The organism is Achromobacter sp. GW823-FHT04E03 (assembly GCF_058796095.1).
Genome location: NZ_JBXAIJ010000001.1, coordinates 1,058,932 through 1,078,569 on the forward strand (window position 1 = coordinate 1,058,932; position 19,638 = coordinate 1,078,569).

At 65.0% G+C, this 19,638-nt stretch carries 18 protein-coding genes; 6 read left to right on the forward strand and 12 right to left on the reverse strand.

Translation table 11 applies throughout. The features are described 5' to 3' along the window. Positions 1–10: 10 nt before the first annotated feature. Positions 11–1,219, forward strand: coding sequence for a PepSY-associated TM helix domain-containing protein (locus AC1RHV_RS04900; RefSeq protein ID WP_492299897.1), 1,209 nt, complete (start codon positions 11–13; stop codon positions 1,217–1,219). Positions 1,220–1,304: 85 nt separating this feature from the next. On the opposite strand, the gene AC1RHV_RS04905 is transcribed toward AC1RHV_RS04900, so the two are convergent. The 6 genes from AC1RHV_RS04905 to AC1RHV_RS04930 all read right to left on the reverse strand — a co-directional run bounded on the left by AC1RHV_RS04905 (position 1,305) and on the right by AC1RHV_RS04930 (position 6,132). Beyond that, positions 1,305–2,468: a phage exclusion protein Lit family protein gene (locus AC1RHV_RS04905; RefSeq protein ID WP_492299899.1), complete on the reverse strand. Its 1,164-nt coding sequence runs from the start codon at positions 2,466–2,468 to the stop codon at positions 1,305–1,307. A 14-nt stretch (positions 2,469–2,482) separates the two neighbouring features. After that, on the reverse strand, positions 2,483–3,259 hold the full coding sequence (locus AC1RHV_RS04910) for a hypothetical protein (RefSeq protein ID WP_492299901.1): 777 nt from the start codon (positions 3,257–3,259) through the stop codon (positions 2,483–2,485). Positions 3,260–3,743: 484 nt separating this feature from the next. After that, positions 3,744–4,583: a hypothetical protein gene (locus AC1RHV_RS04915; protein WP_175181091.1), complete on the reverse strand. Its 840-nt coding sequence runs from the start codon at positions 4,581–4,583 to the stop codon at positions 3,744–3,746. 69 nt (positions 4,584–4,652) lie between these two features. Continuing rightward, positions 4,653–5,264 (reverse strand): LON peptidase substrate-binding domain-containing protein, encoded by a 612-nt coding sequence (locus AC1RHV_RS04920; protein WP_492299904.1) that lies wholly within the window; start codon positions 5,262–5,264, stop codon positions 4,653–4,655. Positions 5,265–5,273: 9 nt separating this feature from the next. Continuing rightward, positions 5,274–5,681, reverse strand: a complete 408-nt coding sequence (locus tag AC1RHV_RS04925; RefSeq protein WP_119451941.1) for a carboxymuconolactone decarboxylase family protein — start codon at positions 5,679–5,681, stop codon at positions 5,274–5,276. A gap of 106 nt (positions 5,682–5,787) precedes the next feature. Further along, positions 5,788–6,132 (reverse strand): GFA family protein, encoded by a 345-nt coding sequence (locus AC1RHV_RS04930; protein WP_119451940.1) that lies wholly within the window; start codon positions 6,130–6,132, stop codon positions 5,788–5,790. Between the two features lie 89 nt (positions 6,133–6,221). Here AC1RHV_RS04930 and AC1RHV_RS04935 point away from each other — a divergent pair, with 89 nt between their 5' ends. Continuing rightward, positions 6,222–6,650, forward strand: a complete 429-nt coding sequence (locus AC1RHV_RS04935) for a VOC family protein (protein WP_054453774.1) — start codon at positions 6,222–6,224, stop codon at positions 6,648–6,650. Between the two features lie 46 nt (positions 6,651–6,696). Beyond that, positions 6,697–8,136 carry an MFS transporter gene (locus AC1RHV_RS04940; RefSeq protein WP_175164149.1) on the forward strand — a complete coding sequence of 480 codons (1,440 nt, stop codon included), beginning with the start codon at positions 6,697–6,699 and terminating at the stop codon, positions 8,134–8,136. A gap of 63 nt (positions 8,137–8,199) precedes the next feature. Here AC1RHV_RS04940 and AC1RHV_RS04945 read toward each other — a convergent pair whose 3' ends face one another. Both AC1RHV_RS04945 and AC1RHV_RS04950 read right to left on the reverse strand, forming a co-directional pair. After that, on the reverse strand, positions 8,200–9,390 hold the full coding sequence (locus AC1RHV_RS04945; protein WP_492299907.1) for a M20 aminoacylase family protein: 1,191 nt from the start codon (positions 9,388–9,390) through the stop codon (positions 8,200–8,202). A 57-nt stretch (positions 9,391–9,447) separates the two neighbouring features. Continuing rightward, on the reverse strand, positions 9,448–10,506 hold the full coding sequence (locus tag AC1RHV_RS04950) for a Bug family tripartite tricarboxylate transporter substrate binding protein (protein WP_492299909.1): 1,059 nt from the start codon (positions 10,504–10,506) through the stop codon (positions 9,448–9,450). A gap of 140 nt (positions 10,507–10,646) precedes the next feature. Between AC1RHV_RS04950 and AC1RHV_RS04955 the strand changes: the two genes are divergently transcribed. Beyond that, complete coding sequence (locus tag AC1RHV_RS04955; protein WP_492299911.1) at positions 10,647–11,360, forward strand: GntR family transcriptional regulator; 714 nt, start codon at positions 10,647–10,649, stop codon at positions 11,358–11,360. Positions 11,361–11,379: 19 nt separating this feature from the next. On the opposite strand, the gene AC1RHV_RS04960 is transcribed toward AC1RHV_RS04955, so the two are convergent. After that, positions 11,380–12,225, reverse strand: a complete 846-nt coding sequence (locus AC1RHV_RS04960; protein WP_054456468.1) for an IclR family transcriptional regulator — start codon at positions 12,223–12,225, stop codon at positions 11,380–11,382. A 180-nt stretch (positions 12,226–12,405) separates the two neighbouring features. Between AC1RHV_RS04960 and AC1RHV_RS04965 the strand changes: the two genes are divergently transcribed. Then, positions 12,406–14,043, forward strand: a complete 1,638-nt coding sequence (locus AC1RHV_RS04965; protein ID WP_175181257.1) for a GMC family oxidoreductase — start codon at positions 12,406–12,408, stop codon at positions 14,041–14,043. Between the two features lie 86 nt (positions 14,044–14,129). Then, on the forward strand, positions 14,130–15,470 hold the full coding sequence (locus tag AC1RHV_RS04970) for an MFS transporter (RefSeq protein ID WP_175213495.1): 1,341 nt from the start codon (positions 14,130–14,132) through the stop codon (positions 15,468–15,470). 53 nt (positions 15,471–15,523) lie between these two features. Here AC1RHV_RS04970 and AC1RHV_RS04975 read toward each other — a convergent pair whose 3' ends face one another. The 3 genes from AC1RHV_RS04975 to AC1RHV_RS04985 form a co-directional block, all read right to left on the reverse strand. After that, on the reverse strand, positions 15,524–16,534 hold the full coding sequence (locus tag AC1RHV_RS04975; protein WP_175213496.1) for an aldo/keto reductase: 1,011 nt from the start codon (positions 16,532–16,534) through the stop codon (positions 15,524–15,526). A gap of 692 nt (positions 16,535–17,226) precedes the next feature. Further along, positions 17,227–18,279, reverse strand: coding sequence for a serine hydrolase domain-containing protein (locus AC1RHV_RS04980; RefSeq protein ID WP_175162875.1), 1,053 nt, complete (start codon positions 18,277–18,279; stop codon positions 17,227–17,229). Positions 18,280–18,303: 24 nt separating this feature from the next. Beyond that, positions 18,304–19,500, reverse strand: a complete 1,197-nt coding sequence (locus AC1RHV_RS04985; protein WP_175162877.1) for a pyridoxal-phosphate-dependent aminotransferase family protein — start codon at positions 19,498–19,500, stop codon at positions 18,304–18,306. Positions 19,501–19,638 lie beyond the last annotated feature (138 nt).

Genomic DNA, 19,638 nt, shown 5'->3' on the forward strand with positions numbered 1-19,638 from the left:
GCGCGGCGGCATGCGTGGCGCGATGGTGTTGCTGCATCGCTGGTGCGGCCTGTTCATCGCGGGTTTCCTGTTCGTCGCCGGCTTGACCGGCGCGCTGATCGCATGGAATCACGAACTCGACGAGTGGGCTAACCCCAAACTGTACGTGGCCGCCTCCGGTGCGACAGCTAACGCACTAGCTCCCTTGGAGTTGGCGCGCCGGGTCGAGGCGGCTGACCCGCGCCTGCGAGTCAGCTTTGTCCCGCTGACGCTGGAGCCTGGCCACACTGCGATGCTGGGTGTCGCCGCGCGCATCGATCCCGCTACCGCAGCGCCCTACGTCCTCGGCTTCAATCAACTGGCCGTGGATCCTGCCACCGGCCAGGTCCAGGGGCAGCGGCAGTGGGGCCAGATATCGCTGTCGCGCGAGAACTTGCTGCCCTTTCTCTACAAGCTGCACTACACCCTGCACATCCCCAAAGGCTGGGGAATCGAATTCGGGGTGTGGCTGATGGGCGTGGTGTCGGCGGTCTGGATCATCGACAGTTTCCTGGCTCTCTGTATCTCATTTCCCAATGTGCGCAGTTGGCGCAAGTCGCTGAGCTTCCGGCTGCGCCAGGGCGGCGTCAAACTCAATTTCGACGTGCATCGCTCGGGTGGCGTATGGGTATGGGGTCTGCTGCTGATGCTGGCCGTGACCTCGGTGTCGCTGAACCTGGGAACGCAAGTGATGCAGCCGCTCGTGTCGGTTTTCTCGCCGATCACGCCCTCGCCATTTCAGTCACGCCAGGGCAGTCGCGAGCGGGAGCTGACCGACCCGCTGTTGCGTCGAGAGCAGGCTATCGCCGTAGCCGAGGCCGAAGGCAGCCGTCGAGGCTGGACTGCCCCCGCCGGGTCTCTTTTCTATGCGCAGCGCTTCGGCATTTATGGCGTGACGTTCTACGCGCCGGAAGACGACCGGGATGAGAACGGCATGGGGAACAACGTGCTTTATCTGGACGGCGACACCGGTACGATCGTCGGCGAAAGAGTGCCGGGCCAAGGCACCTGGGGCGATGTGTTCATGCAGGCGCAATTGCCGCTGCACTCCGGCCGGCTGCTGGGCATGCCGGGGCGCGTGTTGATTTCGTTCATGGGGATTTTTGTTGCAACGCTGAGCGTGACTGGATTGGTGATCTGGGTGCGCAAACGTCGGGCACGGCGGGCAATGGGCGAAAAATGGGCACGTTGGCCTGCGTGACGAAACTCACAGCGAAATTGCAGTGCGGGCATCCGATTTCCCGGCGAGCGCAATTTCATGCGTTTGAACATCGCTTGCGTTCTCATCAGCGCTCCAGCACCGCACGCATACCCAGAGTAGGCTCAAAATGAGCGGTGTCGCTAAGCAAGAAGTCGACTACCTTCAGAACCTCAAGCGCACGAGTTTGCGTCGCTCCCACTTCGGTGGCGGCGTCGCGAATTCGGCGAATATTTGCAAGAACATTTGCGCGGTCTCCAAACACACACCATCGCAGAATGTGATTGCTGGCAATTTTCCAGTCGCCACGAGGACGATCCGCGGTCCGCATAAGAAGGGAAAAGACTGGCGATGGAATCTGATCGATTCTTCTCAACAGCGCGGTAAAGCTGCCCCAAAACGCCTCACCCAGTGTCACAGCCTCTGCAGCTAGCCCGCCGGCGCCCACGGTCAGCCGCCCCCACCAAAGGAGTCGGTGCATTCGGAGAGTGGCGTCCTTAGTAGATCGCCGCCCCCCCTCAAGGACTGTGTCGGAGAACTCTTTCAGCGCCACAAAGCTGAAGGCTAGGGCAATTCCGACGAAGCCGACGGACTGCAAGGCAGTCTGTCGTTTCAACTCCAGCGTTAGCATAGCTATCGCAAACTGATCAGCGACAAGTTCTTCGGTCAGATACTCTTCTTCTCGCGTTACCCACTCTGGACGGTCTTGACTACAAGATCGCGCTCGGCTCAGGTGGCCGAGCTCGTGGTAATAGAGAAATCGCGTAGCAAGAGTAACAGCGCCTCCCCAATACTCGGCGGGAGCATCTGCATAACCAGTATCGCCCAACATTCCAGAGAGATGTGTAAGCCGACGCACCGAGTCGGTCAACTTAGTCTCGTCGTACACCATCTTGGCATCCGGGTCCGGTGACGTAAGGAACACCATTGGCAGAGCAATTATCTCGAATAGCAATCGAAGATACACGGGCGTACAAACCGGCATGACGATAGCCTTAGCCTGCTCGCAGATCTCAGCGGCTCCCAGATTGCATCCATGCTCAAGAAGGCCTGCGCCCGCCTCTCTTAGATCTTTTGGCCATTCCTTCTCGGTGCATGCCCTGTGAAGCGCGCTGAGCCAATCGACCCGTTGTTCTATCGATTGCGCTGCCCATGGCGGCAGGGCTTCTCGTTGAACAAGTCCGTTCAAAAGCAGGGGGGGGATTTGATAAGCCTCTTTGTATTCGCGTAAAAGTTCTTCACTTAAGCCCATGATGACTCCGTACGTCAAGTCAACATTTCGCAGAACTCTTTTGCGTCAACGGCTTCTACGTAAACAGGCTCACCTTTGGGCTTCGTGCGCTCACCTGTGGGCGTTCTGGACCCTTCGGCAAACTCCACCCTTTCAGCTTTTGCCCTACGGCGGAAGACACCGGGGCCGCTCACCTTCATCAACGACATATGAATCGGTCCGCTCCGACCGAGATACTGAAGGACCTCTGTTCCGCTGATTTGAACTTTGTTGTCGGTCGAAAGCCGACCTGCGACGAACGCGTCCAAAATATCACTCGTCTTCGCAGTAACGCGTAATTCTCCTCCCGAACCCACACCTATAAGGACCAAAAACCGCTTCGCGGATCGAACTTCGTTAACAATTGTCCACCCCCTCCGCAAAATGGCACGCGCAGCAAGCTCATCCGCCACATCCTGAAGATGGGCCAGTGAGTGAGTTTCACAGTTCTCAGCCCGAACAAAAACTGAGTGGTCGCTGCTGAATTTGATCGTAAGTCCAAGCCCGCCAGGTATACCGTCATAGGTGGCACCAGCATTGCCCGATACGATGTGGGCGCTACCCAGACTCAAACCAGCGAGTCTCGAGGTGGTGAACTCACGCAGCCGTTCGCCAACGCCGGGTATAAGATCCCAGATGCTACCAAGCCGCTTCCATTGTTGTTCTTGAACCTCCCCATAGTCTCCAAGCTCCACTCGCGTTCCGGGCTCCCAAACCGCGATTTTCCGCAAATCCGTCCCGAAGGCTTTTACGTAAGAAAGATATGGGGACATAGGACCTCCCAAGCGCTATAGCTCAGCTGATTCAAATGGCTGAAACGTGGCTTTTCTATCTGGCAAATTACTAGAGTGACGAGGACGACCAACGTCGACAAACACCGTGCAATCGGCGCCTCGAAAAAATATGGTTTTGGCTTGCACTTACCAATTTTCTATAAAGCAATATGACGACGAAATACCTCATTATGGGTATGCGCAACCCGATAAAATGACATAACCAATGGTTTAACGTGACATGGCGGTAAGGTTCATGCACGACACGGGTAGCCACGAACAACCTTCGAAAGTGACAGATATTGTGTCTACTATCGAATCATCGGTTAACAAAGCAATCAACAGTCGGCGCTCAGATGTTGACGGAAGCAGACACTCACGGACGATCCGGCTAAACCCATCAGCGATCTACGGATCCACGCGCTTAGGTTGCACTGAGCAAAGCGCGTGCTCGACGATCAGGTCCCCTAGTCCCCCCAACCCGTCAATCATCCCCTCCCCCCGCCGCATTCCTAGCCTCGGCCAACGCCACCGTCAAATGCATCACCTTCTTCTTCAACTGATCCCTCTCATCTGTAAGCCGAGTCAGCAACTCCCGTAACCGCGCCACCTCAGCCGGCAAATCCGCAATATTCTCAATAGGAATATCCGGCACAGCCTCCCGAGGCGGCGGGGCCTTGGCCTGGCGGACTTCGCGGGCTGCCTGCTGCAACTCCTTCCTGCCGCCAGCCACGGCCGCAGCCTGTCGCTCCGGCGGCAACGTCGCGACCGCCGCCGCAGCGTTGATGGAGATAGCCCCATCCTTGACCGCCCGCACCAATTCCGGCGCCGCGGCCTTCTGTATCTTCTCGATCTGCCCCAAGGTATTGCTGCTGATCCGCGCAGCCCGAGCCAGCGCCTGCCGGCTCAGCGCCTGCGACACGACTGCGGCAGGCAACGGCGGCGGTTCGCCGGAGTCTTCGTCCCAGGGCGGATCGTCGGGCGCGGGCGCAGCCGCGGTGCGCGCCTGCAGGATTTCCTTCTTGCGCAGCGCCAGCACCCCACGCTGGAAATCCGACACGCTGCGCCGGCCCAGGTGGTTTTCGATCATCCAGAGGTGCACGTCCTCGATGGACTTGAACGAGGTGTTCTGGCGGGTTTCGAAGGGGATGCCGTGCTTCATGCACAGGGCATGGCGGTTGTGGCCGTCGACCAGCAGGTCGCCCCATAGCACCAGGGCGTCGCGGCAGCCTTCGGCGAGCAGGCTGCGTTCCAGCGCTTCGCGCTCGTCGTCGGTCAAGGGGTCTATGTAGGCGCGCAGGCCCTCGTCTATCCTGATTTCCATGGTGTCCACATACGGTTACGCCCAGGCCCGGTACGCAATACAAGCAATACGCGGCCCCTGGCATCTTTCCTAAGCCAGCCCCTGCCCCCGCAGCACGTCCTGGATCGCCGCCAGGCGCGCCACCGGGTCGGTCATGGCGAGCAAGGCGGCCTTGTCGTCGGGCGGCAGCGGCAGCAGTTCGCACCAGCGGTCGGCGACCCAGCCGCTGTCATCCAGCCGGAACGGCGGGCCCAGGGGCATTCTTTCGGGGGACACGCCATCTTGCTGCCATTGGGCCACCAGGCGTCCCAGCGCGTCGGCGCTGGGCTGCATGGCGGCCGGCACGGACGCGGGCGGGTCGTCGGGGATGGGCTCGGCCTGGCCCATCCAAAGGCCGTATTTTGCCACCTCGCTGGAAAGCAGCCGGAAGCGGCTGGTGCCGACGCAGCGCAGTTCCAGCAGGGCCGGCATGGGCGCGTCCCAGTCTGCGATGCGCGCCATGGTGCCGACGGGGGCCAGGGTCTCCGTGCCTTCGGGGGTGCGGACCTCCTGGCCCGACAACAGGCCGACCACGCCGAATTCGCTGCCGTCCGCGATGCAGCGGCGGATCATGTCCAGGTAGCGCACCTCGAAGATGCGCAGGTGCAGCACGCCTGCGGGGAACAGCGCGTTGGATAGCGGAAACAGCGGGATCAGAGACATGGCGGCCTCCTATTTCACGATGAATGCCTCGTCGACGGGCACCTGCATGGCGGTGACCATGGCATTGGTCTGCGCGGCCATGCCTATTACGCCCAGCAGTTCGGCATGCTGGCCGTCGGTCATGCCCTTGGCGCGGGCGGCGGCGGTGTGGGAATGGATGCAGTAGGTGCAGCCGTTGGCGGTGGACACGGCGATGTAGATCATTTCGCGCATCAGGGGAGAGAGTTCGCCGTCCGCCATCATGACTTGCTTGAGCTGGCCCCAGACCCGCTCCAGCTGCGGCGGATCGTTGGCCAGGGCGCGCCAGAAGTTGTTGACGAAATCCGACTTGCGCGTGGCGCGGATGTCTTCGAACACGGCCCAGGCCTGCGGGTTTTTGCGGACGTCGTCGTCGGACAGCAGTTTTACGGTGCTCATGCGGCGCTTCCCTGAAAACTCGTTCAATTCGATGAAAAGACATGTCACGCGCTAGCCATATCGCGCGGCGCGCGCTTGCCCTATGATGTAGCGCGGTTCGCGGCGCTCAGACGCTGCGGCCGTCGTACGGGATGCGGGGCCAGGCGTTCAGATCCACGTTTTCCAGGCAGCGCACGTTTATCGCTGCTGTCTCTTCGCCCTTGGCGCCCACGCCGAAGCCGAATGGCGCGCAGCCGCAATTGGCGCAGAAGTGGTGTGAAATCACGTGCTTGTTGAACCGGTAGGTCGACATGGCGCTGGCGGGCGTGGCAAGGCGCACGCTGGCGCGGGGCACGAACCACAGCAGATAGCCTTTGCGGCTGCAGTGCGAGCAATTGCATTCCAGTACCTGGGACGGTTCGCCATCGACTTCGAACGCGATCTGTCCGCAATGGCAGCTTCCTTTCAGCATGGCCGGGCTCCTTTGTACGTGGGGTCAGGCTTCCATCATAGAGCGGCGCCGCCCTCCTGGCACCGTCCGTTCGTCACCCTGGAGACATCATGCCCCAACTATCCGCCTACCTCAGCTTTGACGGCAATTGCGCCGAGGCCATGCACTTCTACGAGCGCGTGCTGGGCGGGCGGATGGAGGCCATGATCCGCTATGCGGACGCCCCGCCCGACGCCGCCATGCCGGTCTTGTCGGACGAAGACGCCGGCCGTATCATGCACGCCCGCCTGGGCCTGGACGAGCAGACCCTGATGGGCAGCGACGCGACCGCCGGGCATCCCTATCCCGGCAAGCAGGGCGTGGCGCTGGCGCTGGCCTATCCCACGGTTTCGGACGCGCAACGCGTCTTCGACCTGCTGGCCGACGGCGGCAGCATCACCATGCCCTTGCAGAAGACCTTCTGGGCCGAGGCCCATGGCTCGCTGATAGACCGCTACGGCACGCGCTGGATGGTCAGTGGCGGGCGCGTTTCCCACTAGAAAAGCAACGCGGCGGATCGAACCGCCATCCACGGAGCAACAACTGATGACGCATGGAATACATGGCAAGCAACGCTGGTGGGCGCTGATGGTGCTTTGCCTGGGCGTGTTGATGATCGTGCTGGACACCACCATCGTGAACGTCGCCCTGCCCTCCATCCGCGAAGACCTGCATTTCACCGAGACCTCGCTGGTGTGGGTGGTGAACGCCTACATGCTGACCTTCGGCGGCTTCCTGCTGCTGGGCGGACGGTTGGGCGACCTGCTGGGGCACCGCCGCATGTTCCTGGCGGGCCTGGTGGTCTTCACGATTGCCTCGCTGGCCTGTGGCCTGGCGCAGAACCAGGCCCTGCTGATCGGCGCGCGCGCGGCGCAGGGGCTGGGCGGCGCGGTGGTGTCGGCGGTGTCGCTGTCGCTCATCATGAACCTGTTCACCGAAACCGGGGAACGGGCGCGCGCCATGGGGGTGTATGGCTTTGTCTGCGCGGGCGGAGGCAGCATCGGCGTGCTGCTGGGCGGGCTGCTGACCAGCGCGCTGTCCTGGCACTGGATCTTCCTGGTGAACCTGCCCATCGGCGTGGTGGTCTATGCGCTGTGCCTGCGGCTGATTCCGGCCGCACCGCCTGCCGCCGCCGGCGCCCGGCTGGACGTGGCCGGCGCGCTGAGCGTCACCGCCTCGCTGATGCTGGCGGTGTATGCGGTGGTCAACGGCAACGAGGCCGGCTGGACCTCGACGCAATCGTTGACCCTGTTGGGCGCGGCAGCCGCGCTGATGGCGCTGTTCCTGACGATCGAAGCGCGGGTGGAATCCCCGCTGATGCCGTTGGGGCTGTTCCGCCTGCGCAACGTGGCCACGGCCAACGTCGTCGGCGTGCTGTGGGCCGCGGCCATGTTCGCGTGGTTCTTCGTGTCGGCGCTGTACATGCAGCTGGTGCTGGGCTACAGCCCCATGGAGGTCGGCCTGGCCTTTCTGCCGGCCAATCTCATCATGGCGGCGTTCTCGCTGGGGCTGTCGGCCAAGCTGGTGATGCGCTTTGGTATCCGCGGGCCGTTGGCCACGGGTTTGTTCATTGCCGCGCTGGGGCTGGCCTTGTTCGCGCGCGCGCCGGCGGACGGCAGCTTCGCCGTCGATGTCCTGCCAGCCATGCTGCTGCTGGGCCTGGGCGCGGGCGTGGCCTTCAACCCGATGCTGCTGGCCGCGATGAGCGATGTGGAGCCCAGCCAGTCCGGCCTGGCGTCCGGCGTAGTCAACACAGCTTTCATGATGGGCGGCGCGCTAGGTCTGGCGGTGCTGGCCAGCCTGGCCGCAGCGCGTACCGCGGGGTTGGCAGCGGCTGGCGCGGCGCCGACCCTGGCGCTGAATGGCGGCTATCAGCTGACCTTCCTGGCGGGCGCCCTGATTGCAGGGCTGGCCGCTGCGCTCAGCGCGCTGCTGGTGCGCACACGTAACCACGAACTGTCGGTCCAGGCCGGTTCGTCGCACTGACACGGGATAGTCGCGGCGCGCGGGCGGCAGGCGCTGTCCTGTCCGCCCGCGCCGCCATTGCCGCTACTTGCGCGGCATCCAGTTCTCAGCCAGCTTCACGAAGGCGCTCGCGCCGATCGGCAGCAATGCGTCGTTGAAGTCATAGCTGGTGTTGTGGACCAGGCATGGGCCTTCGCCGTGGCCGGGTTCACGGTGGTCGCCTTCGCCGTTGCCGATGAAGCAATAGCTGCCGGGCACCTCTTCCAGCATGAAGGAAAAGTCCTCGGCCGCCATGATGGGCGCCTGCACCAGCACGCGCTCCTGCCCTACCACCTGGGTCAGCGCGTTGCGCATGAAGGCGGTCTCGGCCTCGTGGTTGATGGTCGACGGATAGTGCCGCGTGAAGACGAATTCGCATTGCGCGCCGAACATGCCGGCCACGTGCTGCGCGATCTCGCCCATGCGGCGCTCGATCAGGTCCAGGGTTTCGCGGGTATAGGCGCGCACCGTGCCGCGCAGTTCGCAGGTGTCGGGGATGACGTTGACTACGCCGCCCGCCTGCACCGTCGTCACCGAGATGACCGCTGTCTCCAGCGGCTTCTTGTTGCGGCTGATGATGGTCTGGAAGGCCTCGATCATCTGCGCTGCCGCGGGTATGGGATCGATGGACAGGTGCGGCATGGCCGCGTGGCCGCCCTTGCCGCGCACGGTCACGTGGAATTCGCTGTTGGACGCCAGCACCGGCCCCGCGGACGAGGCGAAGCAGCCCACCGGAATGCCGGGCATGTTGTGCATGCCGAAGACCGCTTCCATGGGGAATTTCTCGAACAGGCCGTCGCGCATCATCTCGCGCGCGCCGCCGCCGCGCTCTTCGGCGGGCTGGAAGATCAGGTACACGGTGCCGTCGAAGTTGCGATGACGCGCCAGATGCTGGGCCGCGCCCAGCAGCATGGCGGTATGGCCGTCATGGCCGCAGGCGTGCATCACGCCGGGATGCTTGCTGGCGTGGCTGAACTGGTTGACCTCGTGCATGGGCAACGCGTCCATGTCGGCGCGCAGGCCCAGCGTACGCCCGGAGTCGCCATTGCGGATCACGCCCACCAGGCCGGTCTTGCCGAAGCCGCGATGCACCGGGATGCCCCAGCTTTCCAGCAGCTGGGCCACCAGGTCGGAGGTGCGGTTCTCTTCGAACGCCAGTTCCGGATGCGCATGGATGTCCCTGCGGATGTCGCGGATGGACGGGGAGTTTTCAACAATCTCTTCGATCAGGTTCATAAGCTGCTGCGGGCCCCGCAAGCGGAGCCCCGAATACCAGGGTTGGAAGTAGGAAGTTCAATCGGGCTTGATGCCCAGCTTGCGCAGCACGGGACCGGAAGTGTCCCGCTCGGTTGCGACGCGCTGGGCGAAGGCCGCCGCCGCCAGATGGTACGGCAAGGAGCCGTGGCTGGCGTACATCTGCTTGAGCGCGCCGTCCTGCTGCGCGCGGCCGATTTCTTCGTTGAGCCGCTGCACGATGCCGTCCGGCGTGCCGGCGCGCGCGGCCACGCCCAGCCACACCGCGCCCTCGAAGCCGCGGAAGTTGCTGGCGGCCAGCGTGGGCGTCTTGCCGAAGGCAGCGTCGGGCACGGTCTCGCTCATTGCCAGCGCGCGCAGGCGGCCGTCCTTGACCATGGGCTCGACCAGCGCGGTGCCGGCGAAATAGATTTCGGTATCGCCCGCCAGCACCGAATTCAGCGCGGCAGTGCCGGTTTTGAATGGGACGTGCAGGATGTCCACGCCTGCCTGTTCACGCAGCATTTCGAACAGCACGTGGGGCGGGCTGCCGTTGCCCGAGGACGCGTAGTTCAGGCGGCCAGGCTTCTGGCGCGCCAGCGCCAGCAGTTGATCCAGGGATTTGGCCTCCAATTTGTCGTTGACGGTCAATGCCATGGGGATGACCGCCAGCGGGCTGACCGGCTGCAGGTCGCGCGCCGGATCGTAGGTCAGGGCCGGAAAAATGTAGGGGTTCCACACCAGGTGCGCGTTGGTGACCAGGGCCAGCGTGTGGCCGTCGGCCGGCGCGGACTTGAGCTGCTGCATGGCCAGCATGCCGCCGGCGCCGGGTTTGTTTTCGACCACGACGGGCTGGCCCAGGGCGCGGTGCAGGCGTTCGGCCAAGGGCCGCGCGAACAGGTCCGGCAGGCTGCCAGGACCGCCATTGACCAGCAGGGTCACCGGCCGCGACGGCCAGGTTTCCGCGCTGGCTGCAGGGCCGGCAACCAGTGCGGCCACCGCCGCCACGCAGGCCGCAACATGACGCAGAACCGGGCGCAACAAGGGCCGCCGGGCGGATGTTTCGGGCAGGTTGCGGGTGCGCGGGCCGGTGCGCCGGACGTCATGTAGCCGTATCACTGTGCTTGTCTCCTGGGCGCGCCAGCCGCCGGCTGATTACCGGTCGTGGTCTCGACGCTTTTTTCTACGATAAGCAGCATAAATCTCGGCGTCAATAATTTTTATCGAGATTTTTTAAAGCCAGTGATAAAGTAGCTCCCATGTCAGACGGCGCCACCCTCCCCCCGCTTGCCCATTCCGCCTCGGCCAACACCCTGGTCGGCTCGGCCTATGTCAACCTGCGCCGCGACATCATCCAGGGCGTGCATCCGCCGGGCTCGCGCCTGCGGGTCGAACACCTGAAGGACGATTACGGCGTGGGCGCGGGCACGTTGCGCGAAGCGCTGGCGCTGCTGGTGTCGGACGCGCTGGTCATCGCGCAAGGACAGCGCGGCTTTCACGTCACGCCGATTTCGCTGGAAGACTTCCGCGACATCACCGAGAACCGCGTGCTGCTGGAGACCCAGGCCCTGCGCCAGTCCATCGCCCTGGGCGATGACGACTGGGAAAGCGCGGTGCTGGCCGCCTTCCATCGTCTGAGCAAGGCCGAACAGCGCCTGGCAGCCGACCCCGACACCCGTTTTGAAGAGTGGGAACAGCGCAACCGCGAGTTCCACCGCGAACTGATCCGCGCCTGTCCGTCGCGCTGGCTGCATCATTTCCTGGGCATCCTGTACCAGCAGGCCGAACGCTATCGACGCCTGACCGTCACGCGCAAGCCCATCGCGCGCGACCTGGACGACGAACACAAAGGCATCCTGGACGCCACGCTGGCGCGCGATGCGGACCGCGCCTGTGAATTGCTGGCCGCCCACATCCGCCTGACCTACGAGGCCGTGGCGCGCCTGCCGCCAGACCTGTTCACGCCCGATTGAAAACCCGCAGGCCGGGCCGCTACGTCGCGCCAGTTCGGTGCTGCGCCAGCACGTCGTGCATGGCCCGCGCGGCGCGCTCCAGCACCGGCACCGCGCGCAGCAGCTCGTCCAGCATGACGCGCGCCGTCGGCGCATGGCAGGCCACGGCCGCCACCACGCGGTCGTCCGCGTCGCGCACCGGCACTGCCACGGCGCTCATGCCGCGCACGAATTCCTCGTTGTCGATGCCAATGCCGCGCGCAGCCAGCCGTTCGAGTTCTTCTTCCAGCCTGGCCGGGTCTGTCAGCGTGCGCGGCGTGTTGCGCGTGAGCGGCAGGCGCGCCAGCACCCGCCCGCGCTCCAGCCGATTCATGGACGCCAGGAACAACTTGCCGCTGGCGGTGCAGTGCATGGGCACGTGGCTGCCCACCGCGAAGAACAGGCGCAGCGGTTCCTCCGTTTCCACGCGTTCCATGTAGATCACGCGATCGCCGTCGGGTGCGGTCAGGTTGCAGGTTTCGCCCAGGGTGCCGACCAGTTGGGCGAGCACGGCGCGGCAGGCGCGCGTGAAGGCCGAGGCGCGAAGAGTTGCCAGGGCCAGGGTCGCTGCCTGCGGTCCCGGCACGAAGCCGTTCTCGGTGGGCGTGGCGGCCACGAAGCCGGCACGCTGCATGGCCGCCAGCAGGCGCATCAAGGTGGTCTTGGGCATGTCCAGCCGTTGCGCCAGTTGCGCCAGCGTGGGTGGATGCTGGGCGCGCGCCAGGTGATCCAGCACCACCAGCGCCCGCAGCGAACGCGCGGCCTCTTGATGGGTGGCGGCGTCGTCGGCCTGCTGCGCCGATGCTGCACCGCGATTTTGAAACTGAATCTGCATATTCTGTTCCACTTTTCCGCCCCCGCGCCTGTTGTGCTTTGCTCTGCGCGCGTGCTTCCTAGAATCGCCTCAAATGCCGCAGCGCTCAGGCGCCGGCATCGATCCAGTATATAAGTGCGCCCCACAACGACAAGCAGGGTTAACGCGCCGTAGGCTTGGCGCCGCGCCCTGCTGCAGGGAGAGCTTGCGGACATGTCCGATACCGTGGATTACATCGTGGTTGGCGCCGGCTCGGCCGGATGCGTGATGGCCAACCGGCTGAGCGCCAGCGGCGCGCACAGCGTCTGCCTGCTGGAAGCCGGCCCCAAGGACAGCAACCCGTGGATACACATCCCCATCGGCTACGGCAAGACGATGTTCCACAAGGTCTTGAACTGGGGCTACTACACCGACCCCGATCCCGGCATGCTGGACCGGCGCATCTATTGGCCGCGCGGGCGCACGCTGGGCGGCTCCAGCTCCATCAACGGCCTGATCTACATCCGCGGCCAGCGGCAGGACTACGACGCCTGGGCCGCCGCCGGCAATCCCGGCTGGAGCTGGGACGAATGCCTGCCCTACTTCCGCAAGCTCGAGAACAATGACCTCGGCCCCGGCCCCACGCGCGGCACCGAGGGCATGCTCAACGCCACCTCGATCAAGACGGCGCATCCGCTGGTGGAAGCGTTGATAGGCGCCGCGCAAAAGCTGGGCCTGCCGCATGTGCAGGACTTCAATACCGGCGACCAGGAAGGCGTGGGCTACTACCAGCTCACCACACGCAACGGCCGGCGTTGCTCAACCGCCGTGGCCTACCTGCGTCCCGCGCAGGACCGCAGCAATCTGCGCGTGGAAACCGACGCACACGCCATGGCCGTACTGTTCGAAGGCACGCGCGCCTGCGGCGTGCGCTACCGGCGCGACGGCCAGGTGCATACCGTTCGCGCCCGCCGCGAAGTGGTGCTGTGCGCCGGCGCCCTGCAATCGCCGCAGCTGCTGCAGCTGTCCGGCGTCGGACCCGCAGCCCTGCTGCGCCGGTTCGGCATCGGCGTGGTGCGCGACCTGCCGGGCGTGGGCGAAAACCTGCAGGACCATCTGCAGATCCGCCTGATCTACGAGACCACCCGCCCCATCACCACCAACGACCAGTTGCGCAGCCTGACGGGCCGCGCCCGCATGGGCCTGGAATGGCTGCTGTTCCGCGGCGGGCCGCTGGCGGTCGGCATCAACCAGGGCGGCGTGTTCTGCCGGGTAGACCCGGCCAGCCGCACGCCCGACACGCAGTTCCATTTCGCCACGTTGTCGGCGGACATGGCGGGCGGCAAGGTGCATCCGTTCTCGGGCTGCACCTATTCGGTGTGCCAGCTGCGGCCCACGTCGCGCGGCCGGGTCCAGCTGCGCAGCGCGGATCCCTTCGAGGCGCCGTCCATGCAGCCGAACTACCTGTCCACCGAACTGGACCGCCACATGGCCGTGGCGGCGGTGAAGTATGCGCGCAGGCTCGCCGCCACCGAACCGCTGGCAGGCCTGATGAAGCGCGAATTCCGCCCCGGGCCGGACGTGCGCACGGACGACGAGATTCTGCACTTCTGCCGTGAATACGGCGCCACGATCTTCCACCCGTCCGGCACCGCCAGGATGGGGCCGTCCAGCGACCCGATGGCCGTGGTGGACGAACGCCTGCGCGTACACGGCGTGGCGGGGCTGCGCGTGGTGGACTGCTCGATCATGCCGACGCTGGTGTCGGGCAACACCAACGTCCCCGTGGTGATGCTGGCCGAACGCGCGGCCGAATTCATGTTGCAGGACCTCAGGCAAGCGCAGCCGCAGGCGCTGCGCGTCGCCGCCTGAATCGGAGATGACGGACCCCGGATAGCAGAACCCCAAGGCGCAGGACAACGCAGATTGCCCCACCGCCCCACCAAAGGAGACTAGACATGGCCAAGCAAAACGAAGCCGCGGTGCGCAAAGTCGTCGCCGCGTCGCTGATCGGCGCCACCATCGAGTGGTACGACTTTTTCCTGTACGGCGTCGTCGCGGGCATCGTGTTCAACAAGCTGTACTTCCCTACCGGCGACCCGCTGGTCTCGACCATGCTGGCCTACACCACCTTTGCCGTCGGCTTCGTCACGCGACCGCTGGGCGGGCTGATCTTCGGCCACTTCGGCGACCGCATCGGCAGAAAGAGCATGCTGGTGATGACGCTGATGATCATGGGGATCGCCACCTTCCTGATCGGCCTGGTGCCCACCTACGACAGCATCGGCATCTGGGCGCCGATCCTGTTGCTTTTGCTGCGGGTGTTCCAGGGCATAGGCCTGGGCGGCGAATGGGGCGGCGCGGTGCTTATGGCCTACGAATACGCGCCGCCGGGCAAAAAAGGCTTTTATGCCTCGCTGCCGCAGATCGGCCTGGCCATCGGCCTGTGCCTGGCCTCGGGCACGGTGGCGCTGCTGTCCACCCTGCTGACGGACGCGCAATTCATGGCCTGGGGCTGGCGTATCGCCTTCCTGGCGTCCGCCGCCATGGTGCTGGTGGGCATGTACATCCGCCTGAACATCAAGGAGACGCCCGAGTTCGCGGCGGTCAAGGCCAACAACGCCGAGAGCCGCATTCCGTTCTTCGACATGCTCAAGCGCTATCCGGGCAATGTCTTCAAGGGCATGGGCGCGCGCTACATCGACGGCGTGTTCTTCAACGTATTCGGCGTGTTCTCGATCTCGTACCTGACGCAGACCGTGCAGATCAGCCGGACCGAAGCGCTGATCGGCGTGATGGCCGCGGCCCTCGTGATGTGCTTTTTCATTCCTTTCTTCGGCCGGCTGTCCGACAAGATCGGCCGCACGCGGGTTTACTTCTGGGGATCGCTGATCACCGCCGCGGCATCCTTCCCCGGCTTCTGGCTGATGCTAAATAGTCAGGGCAGCGTGATGCTGATCTGGTTGGCCATCATCATTCCGTTCGGCATCCTGTACGCCGCCGTGTACGGACCGGAAGCAGCGCTGTTCTGCGAGCTGTTCGATGCCAAGGTGCGCTACACGGGGATTTCCTTCGTCTACCAGTTCTCGGGCATCTTCGCCTCGGGCATCACGCCCATCATTGCGACGGCGCTATTGAAGACGGGCGGCGGCCAGCCCTGGCTGATCTGCCTGTACGTGCTGTTCGCGGGGGTGGTGTCGGCGATCTGCGCCATGCTGATCGGGCGTGGCGTGCAACCGGCTGAATTGGAAGCGGCGGCGCAGCCTGCCATGCCGCGCGGGGGATTGGGCAAGGCTTGAACGTAAGAGCGCCGGCCACATGGACCGGCGCGCTTTTCCCCTGGGCTTATGCTTCAGGCCGCTGCTACCGGGCGGCCGTAGAACGGATAGTTGGGGTCGTTGTAGCCGTGGCTGGACGCATGGCCCGGCGTGACCCAGTCGTTGACGACGGCCTCGTCCTCGGCCGTGATCTTCACGTCCAGCGCCGCGTAGTAGTCCTCCATCTGCGCCAGGGTGCGCGGGCCGGCGATGACGGCGGTGATGACGGGATTGGCCAGCACCCAGGCAGTGGCGAAATGCCCCGCCTGCGTGCCGCGGACTGCGGCGTGCGCCACCAGCTTTTGCGCGATTTCCAGGGACTCTTCGCGGAATTCGGTCGCCAGGATACGGCGGTCGCCGCGTCCGGCCCGGGTGTCGGCCGCGGGCGCCTGGCCCGGCAGGTACTTGCCGGTGAGCACGCCGCGCGCGATCGGGCTGTAGGGCACGACGCCCAGTCCATAGTGCTTGCAGGCGGGCAGGATCTCGACTTCGGGACCGCGGTTGAGCATGTTGTAGTAAGGCTGGCACACGACGGGTTGCGGCACGCCCATTTTTTCGCACAGGCGCATGACCTCGGCGATGCGCCAGCCACGGAAGTTGGACAGGCCGAAGCTGCGCAGCTTGCCGGCGCGGATCAGGTCGCCCAGCGCCCACAGGGCTTCTTCGAGGTTTTCCTCATGGTAGTCGCGGTGCAGGTAGAGGATGTCCATGAAGTCGGTGCCCAGGCGCGCGAGGCTTTCCTCCACGCCGCGCATGAGCCACTGGCGCGAATAGTGGGCCTGGTTTGGGCCGGTTCCGACGGCGTTGCCGATCTTGCTGGCAAGCACCCAATCGTGGCGCTGGCCTTTCAGTAGCTTGCCGACCACCTCTTCGGAGCGGCCGCCGTTATAGACGTCGGCGGTGTCGATGAAGTTCAACCCATGGTCACGCGCGGACGCGACGATGCGGGCGGCTTCGTCGTCGGGGGTCTGCTCGCCGAACATCATGGTGCCCAGGCAGAGCGGAGAGACGCGGAGATTGCTGCGGCCGAGGCGGCGGTAGTTCATGGTTGGCTTCCTCTCGTTCACGGAAATGGATTAGGCGGGAGCATGCAACGGCAGGCCCGCGCGAGTCAAATTCGCATCTTGGGCATTCTTGGATGGATTGTTGACGTTTGGTGTTGTGAGGCTGGGGTTCTTGAGTCGCCGGCGTCCGGACTGCGGGATTCCGATGCTCGCCCCGGTGGGGCTGCGCTTCGGATCCCTCCGCCCGGCCACCGGCTCAAGGCATCTGCCCATGAATGGGCCTGAAACCAATGCATAAGGCTGCTGTCAGCCGAGGCGGCCCGGAGCCATCCGAAGCGCAGCCCCACCGGGGCGAGCATCGGAATGGCGCAGGGCTGCCTCGGCGGCTAAAGAACTCCGACATCCGCAAGCTCAAAGCCCTGTCGCTTCGGTTTTGTGAGGCAGGGTTCTTGAGTCGCCGGCGTCCGGACTGCGGGATTCCGATGCTCGCCCCGGTGGGGCTGCGCTTCGGATCCCTCCGCCCGGACACCGGCTCACGGCATCTACCCATGAACGGACCTAAGACCAGTGCATTCGGCTGCTGTCAGCCGAGGCGGCCCGGAGCCATCCGAAGCGCAGCCCCACCGGGGCGAGCATCGGAATGGCGCAGGGCAGCCTCGGCGGTTCAGAACCCCGACATCCGCATACTCGAAGCCGCCTACAGCCGCCACATCAAATACCTAGCCAAAAACGATCTAGACCCCAGCGTCCACCGCCTCCAGGATCTTGCCGAACAGCGCGTCGGCGTGGGCCGAGTTCAGCCAGCGCACAATCACCACCATCTGCCGCTCCGGTTCCACCCACGTAAACGAGCTACCCGCCCCCACGCCAAAGAAGCTGGAAGCCGGCACGCTGGGAAACACGCGGCCTTCATGATTCAGCCAGATCAGATAGCCGTAATACGGCGCGATCGCGCATGGCGTGCGCATGTCCCGGATCCACTCGCTGGACAGGATGCGACGGCCGTTGGCCATGCCGTCGTTCAGCAGCATCTGACCGATCAGCGCCTGGTCGCGGGCGCTGATGGACATGCCGCCGCCCCAGTGCGAACCGCCAGGCACCGACGGCATGCGCTGGCCGTCGATCTCGACCCAGGCGTTGTCGTAGCCCACCCACTGCCAGTTTTCGCTGGCGCCGATGGGCCGCGTGACGGCCTCACGGAAGACTTCGGGCAAGGGCTTGCGGAACAGATGCAGCAGCGCATACGACAGCTGATTGATACGCACGTCGTTGTATTCCCAGTACGTGCCGGGACGTTGCAACGGCCGCGCTTCGCCCTTCTTGCCGTCCGGCGGCACGCCGAAGGTGACGGCGCGATAGCGATCGGCCTGGTCGGATACGCCAAAGCGTTCGCCTTCCCATTCGCTGGTCTGCTGCAGCAGATGACGCCAGGTGATGTCGGCGTTCTGCCCTTCGTCGAAGCCGATGCCGGGCACGCGCTTGCCCACAGGCTCGTCCACGTCCGGCAGCAGGCCGCGGTCATGGGCCACGCCGGCCAGGATTGCCAGGTACAGCTTGGCCACGCTGAAGGTCAGGTCGGCGCGCTCGGGCTCGCCCCAGGACGCGACGGTCTCGCCGCGCACGGTGACCACGCCCGACACCGGGCCGCGGTCGTGGATGGGGCCCAGCAGGCGGTTCCAGGGCGGCGGATCGTTCAGGTGCACGCCAAAGTTGCCCTTGACGCTGCGGTCCCAGGCGGATTCGTGGTCGTTGGCGAACTGGATCGCCTGCTGCATGAGTGTGTTCATCGTTTCCCTCGTTATGTGTGTGTCTCAGGCCGCTACGCTTGCGCGCGAGCCGGCCAGGAATTCCATTGCCGCCTGCACGCCGCCCGCCCTATGCGGCACGGCTGCCGCGGCCAGGCCCATTTCCACGCCGGCCAGCGTGCCGCACAGCGTCAGGTCGTTGAAGTGGCCCAAGTGGCCGATGCGGAACACGCGGTCGGTGAGCTTGCCCAGGCCCTGCCCCAGCGACATGTCGAAACGTTCCAGCACCAGCTTGCGGAAGGCGTCGGCGCCATGGCCTTGGGGCATGACCACCGCAGTGAGCGCCGGGCTGTGCGCGGCCGGATCCAGGCTCAGCAGCTCCAGCCCCCACCCGGCCAGAGCCAGGCGCGTGGCCTGGGCATGGCGCTGGTGGCGCGCGAAGACTTGCGGCAAGCCTTCTTCGCGCAGCATGGCCAGGGCTTCGTGCAGGCCGTAAAGCAGGTTGGTCGAAGGCGTGTACGGAAAGTAGCCGCGGGCGTTGGCGGCGAGCATCTCGCGCCAGTCCCAGTACGAGCGCGGCAGCCGCGCCTCGTCGGCCGCGGCCAGGGCGCGTGCGCTGACGGCGTTGAAGGCCAGGCCGGGCGGCAGCATCAGGCCCTTCTGCGAACCGGCCACGGTCACGTCCACGCCCCATTCGTCGTGGCGGTAGTCGATGGAGCCCAGCGACGAGATCGTGTCCACCATCAGCAGCGCCGGGTGCGCGGCGCCGTCGATCGCGGCGCGCACGGCCGGGATGTCGCTGGTCACGCCGGTGGAGGTTTCGTTGTGCACCACGCACACGGCCTTGATCTTGCGCCCCTGGTCTTCGGCGAGGCGGGCGGCGATGGCTGCCGCGTCCACCGGGTGGCGCCAATCGCCTTCCAGGAAGTCCACCTCCAGGCCCAGCCGCCCCGCCAGCTTGCGCCACAGGCTGGCGAAATGGCCGGTCTCGACCATCAGCACGCGGTCGCCGGGCGACAAGGTGTTGACCAGCGCGGCCTCCCAGGCGCCGGTGCCGGACGACGGGAAGATCACCACCGGAGACTGCGTCTGGAACACCTGCTTGACGCCTTCCAGCACCGCCAGGCCCAACGCGCCGAACTCGGGTCCGCGATGGTCGATGGTGGGCTGGTCGATCGCGCGCAGCACGCGATCGGGCACGTTGGTGGGCCCCGGAATCTGCAGGAAATGCCGGCCGGACGGATGACTGTTCAGGGTAAGCATGCGTAGTCCCAAAGTGGAATATTTTTGTATACCAACGAAAGGCGCAGGGCAGACAAGCAGGACTTTCCCCGCGCGCGGACTTGCGGCATGCGTCACTCTATCCCATTGTTTTTGCGTTAATAACCTAGGGTATACACC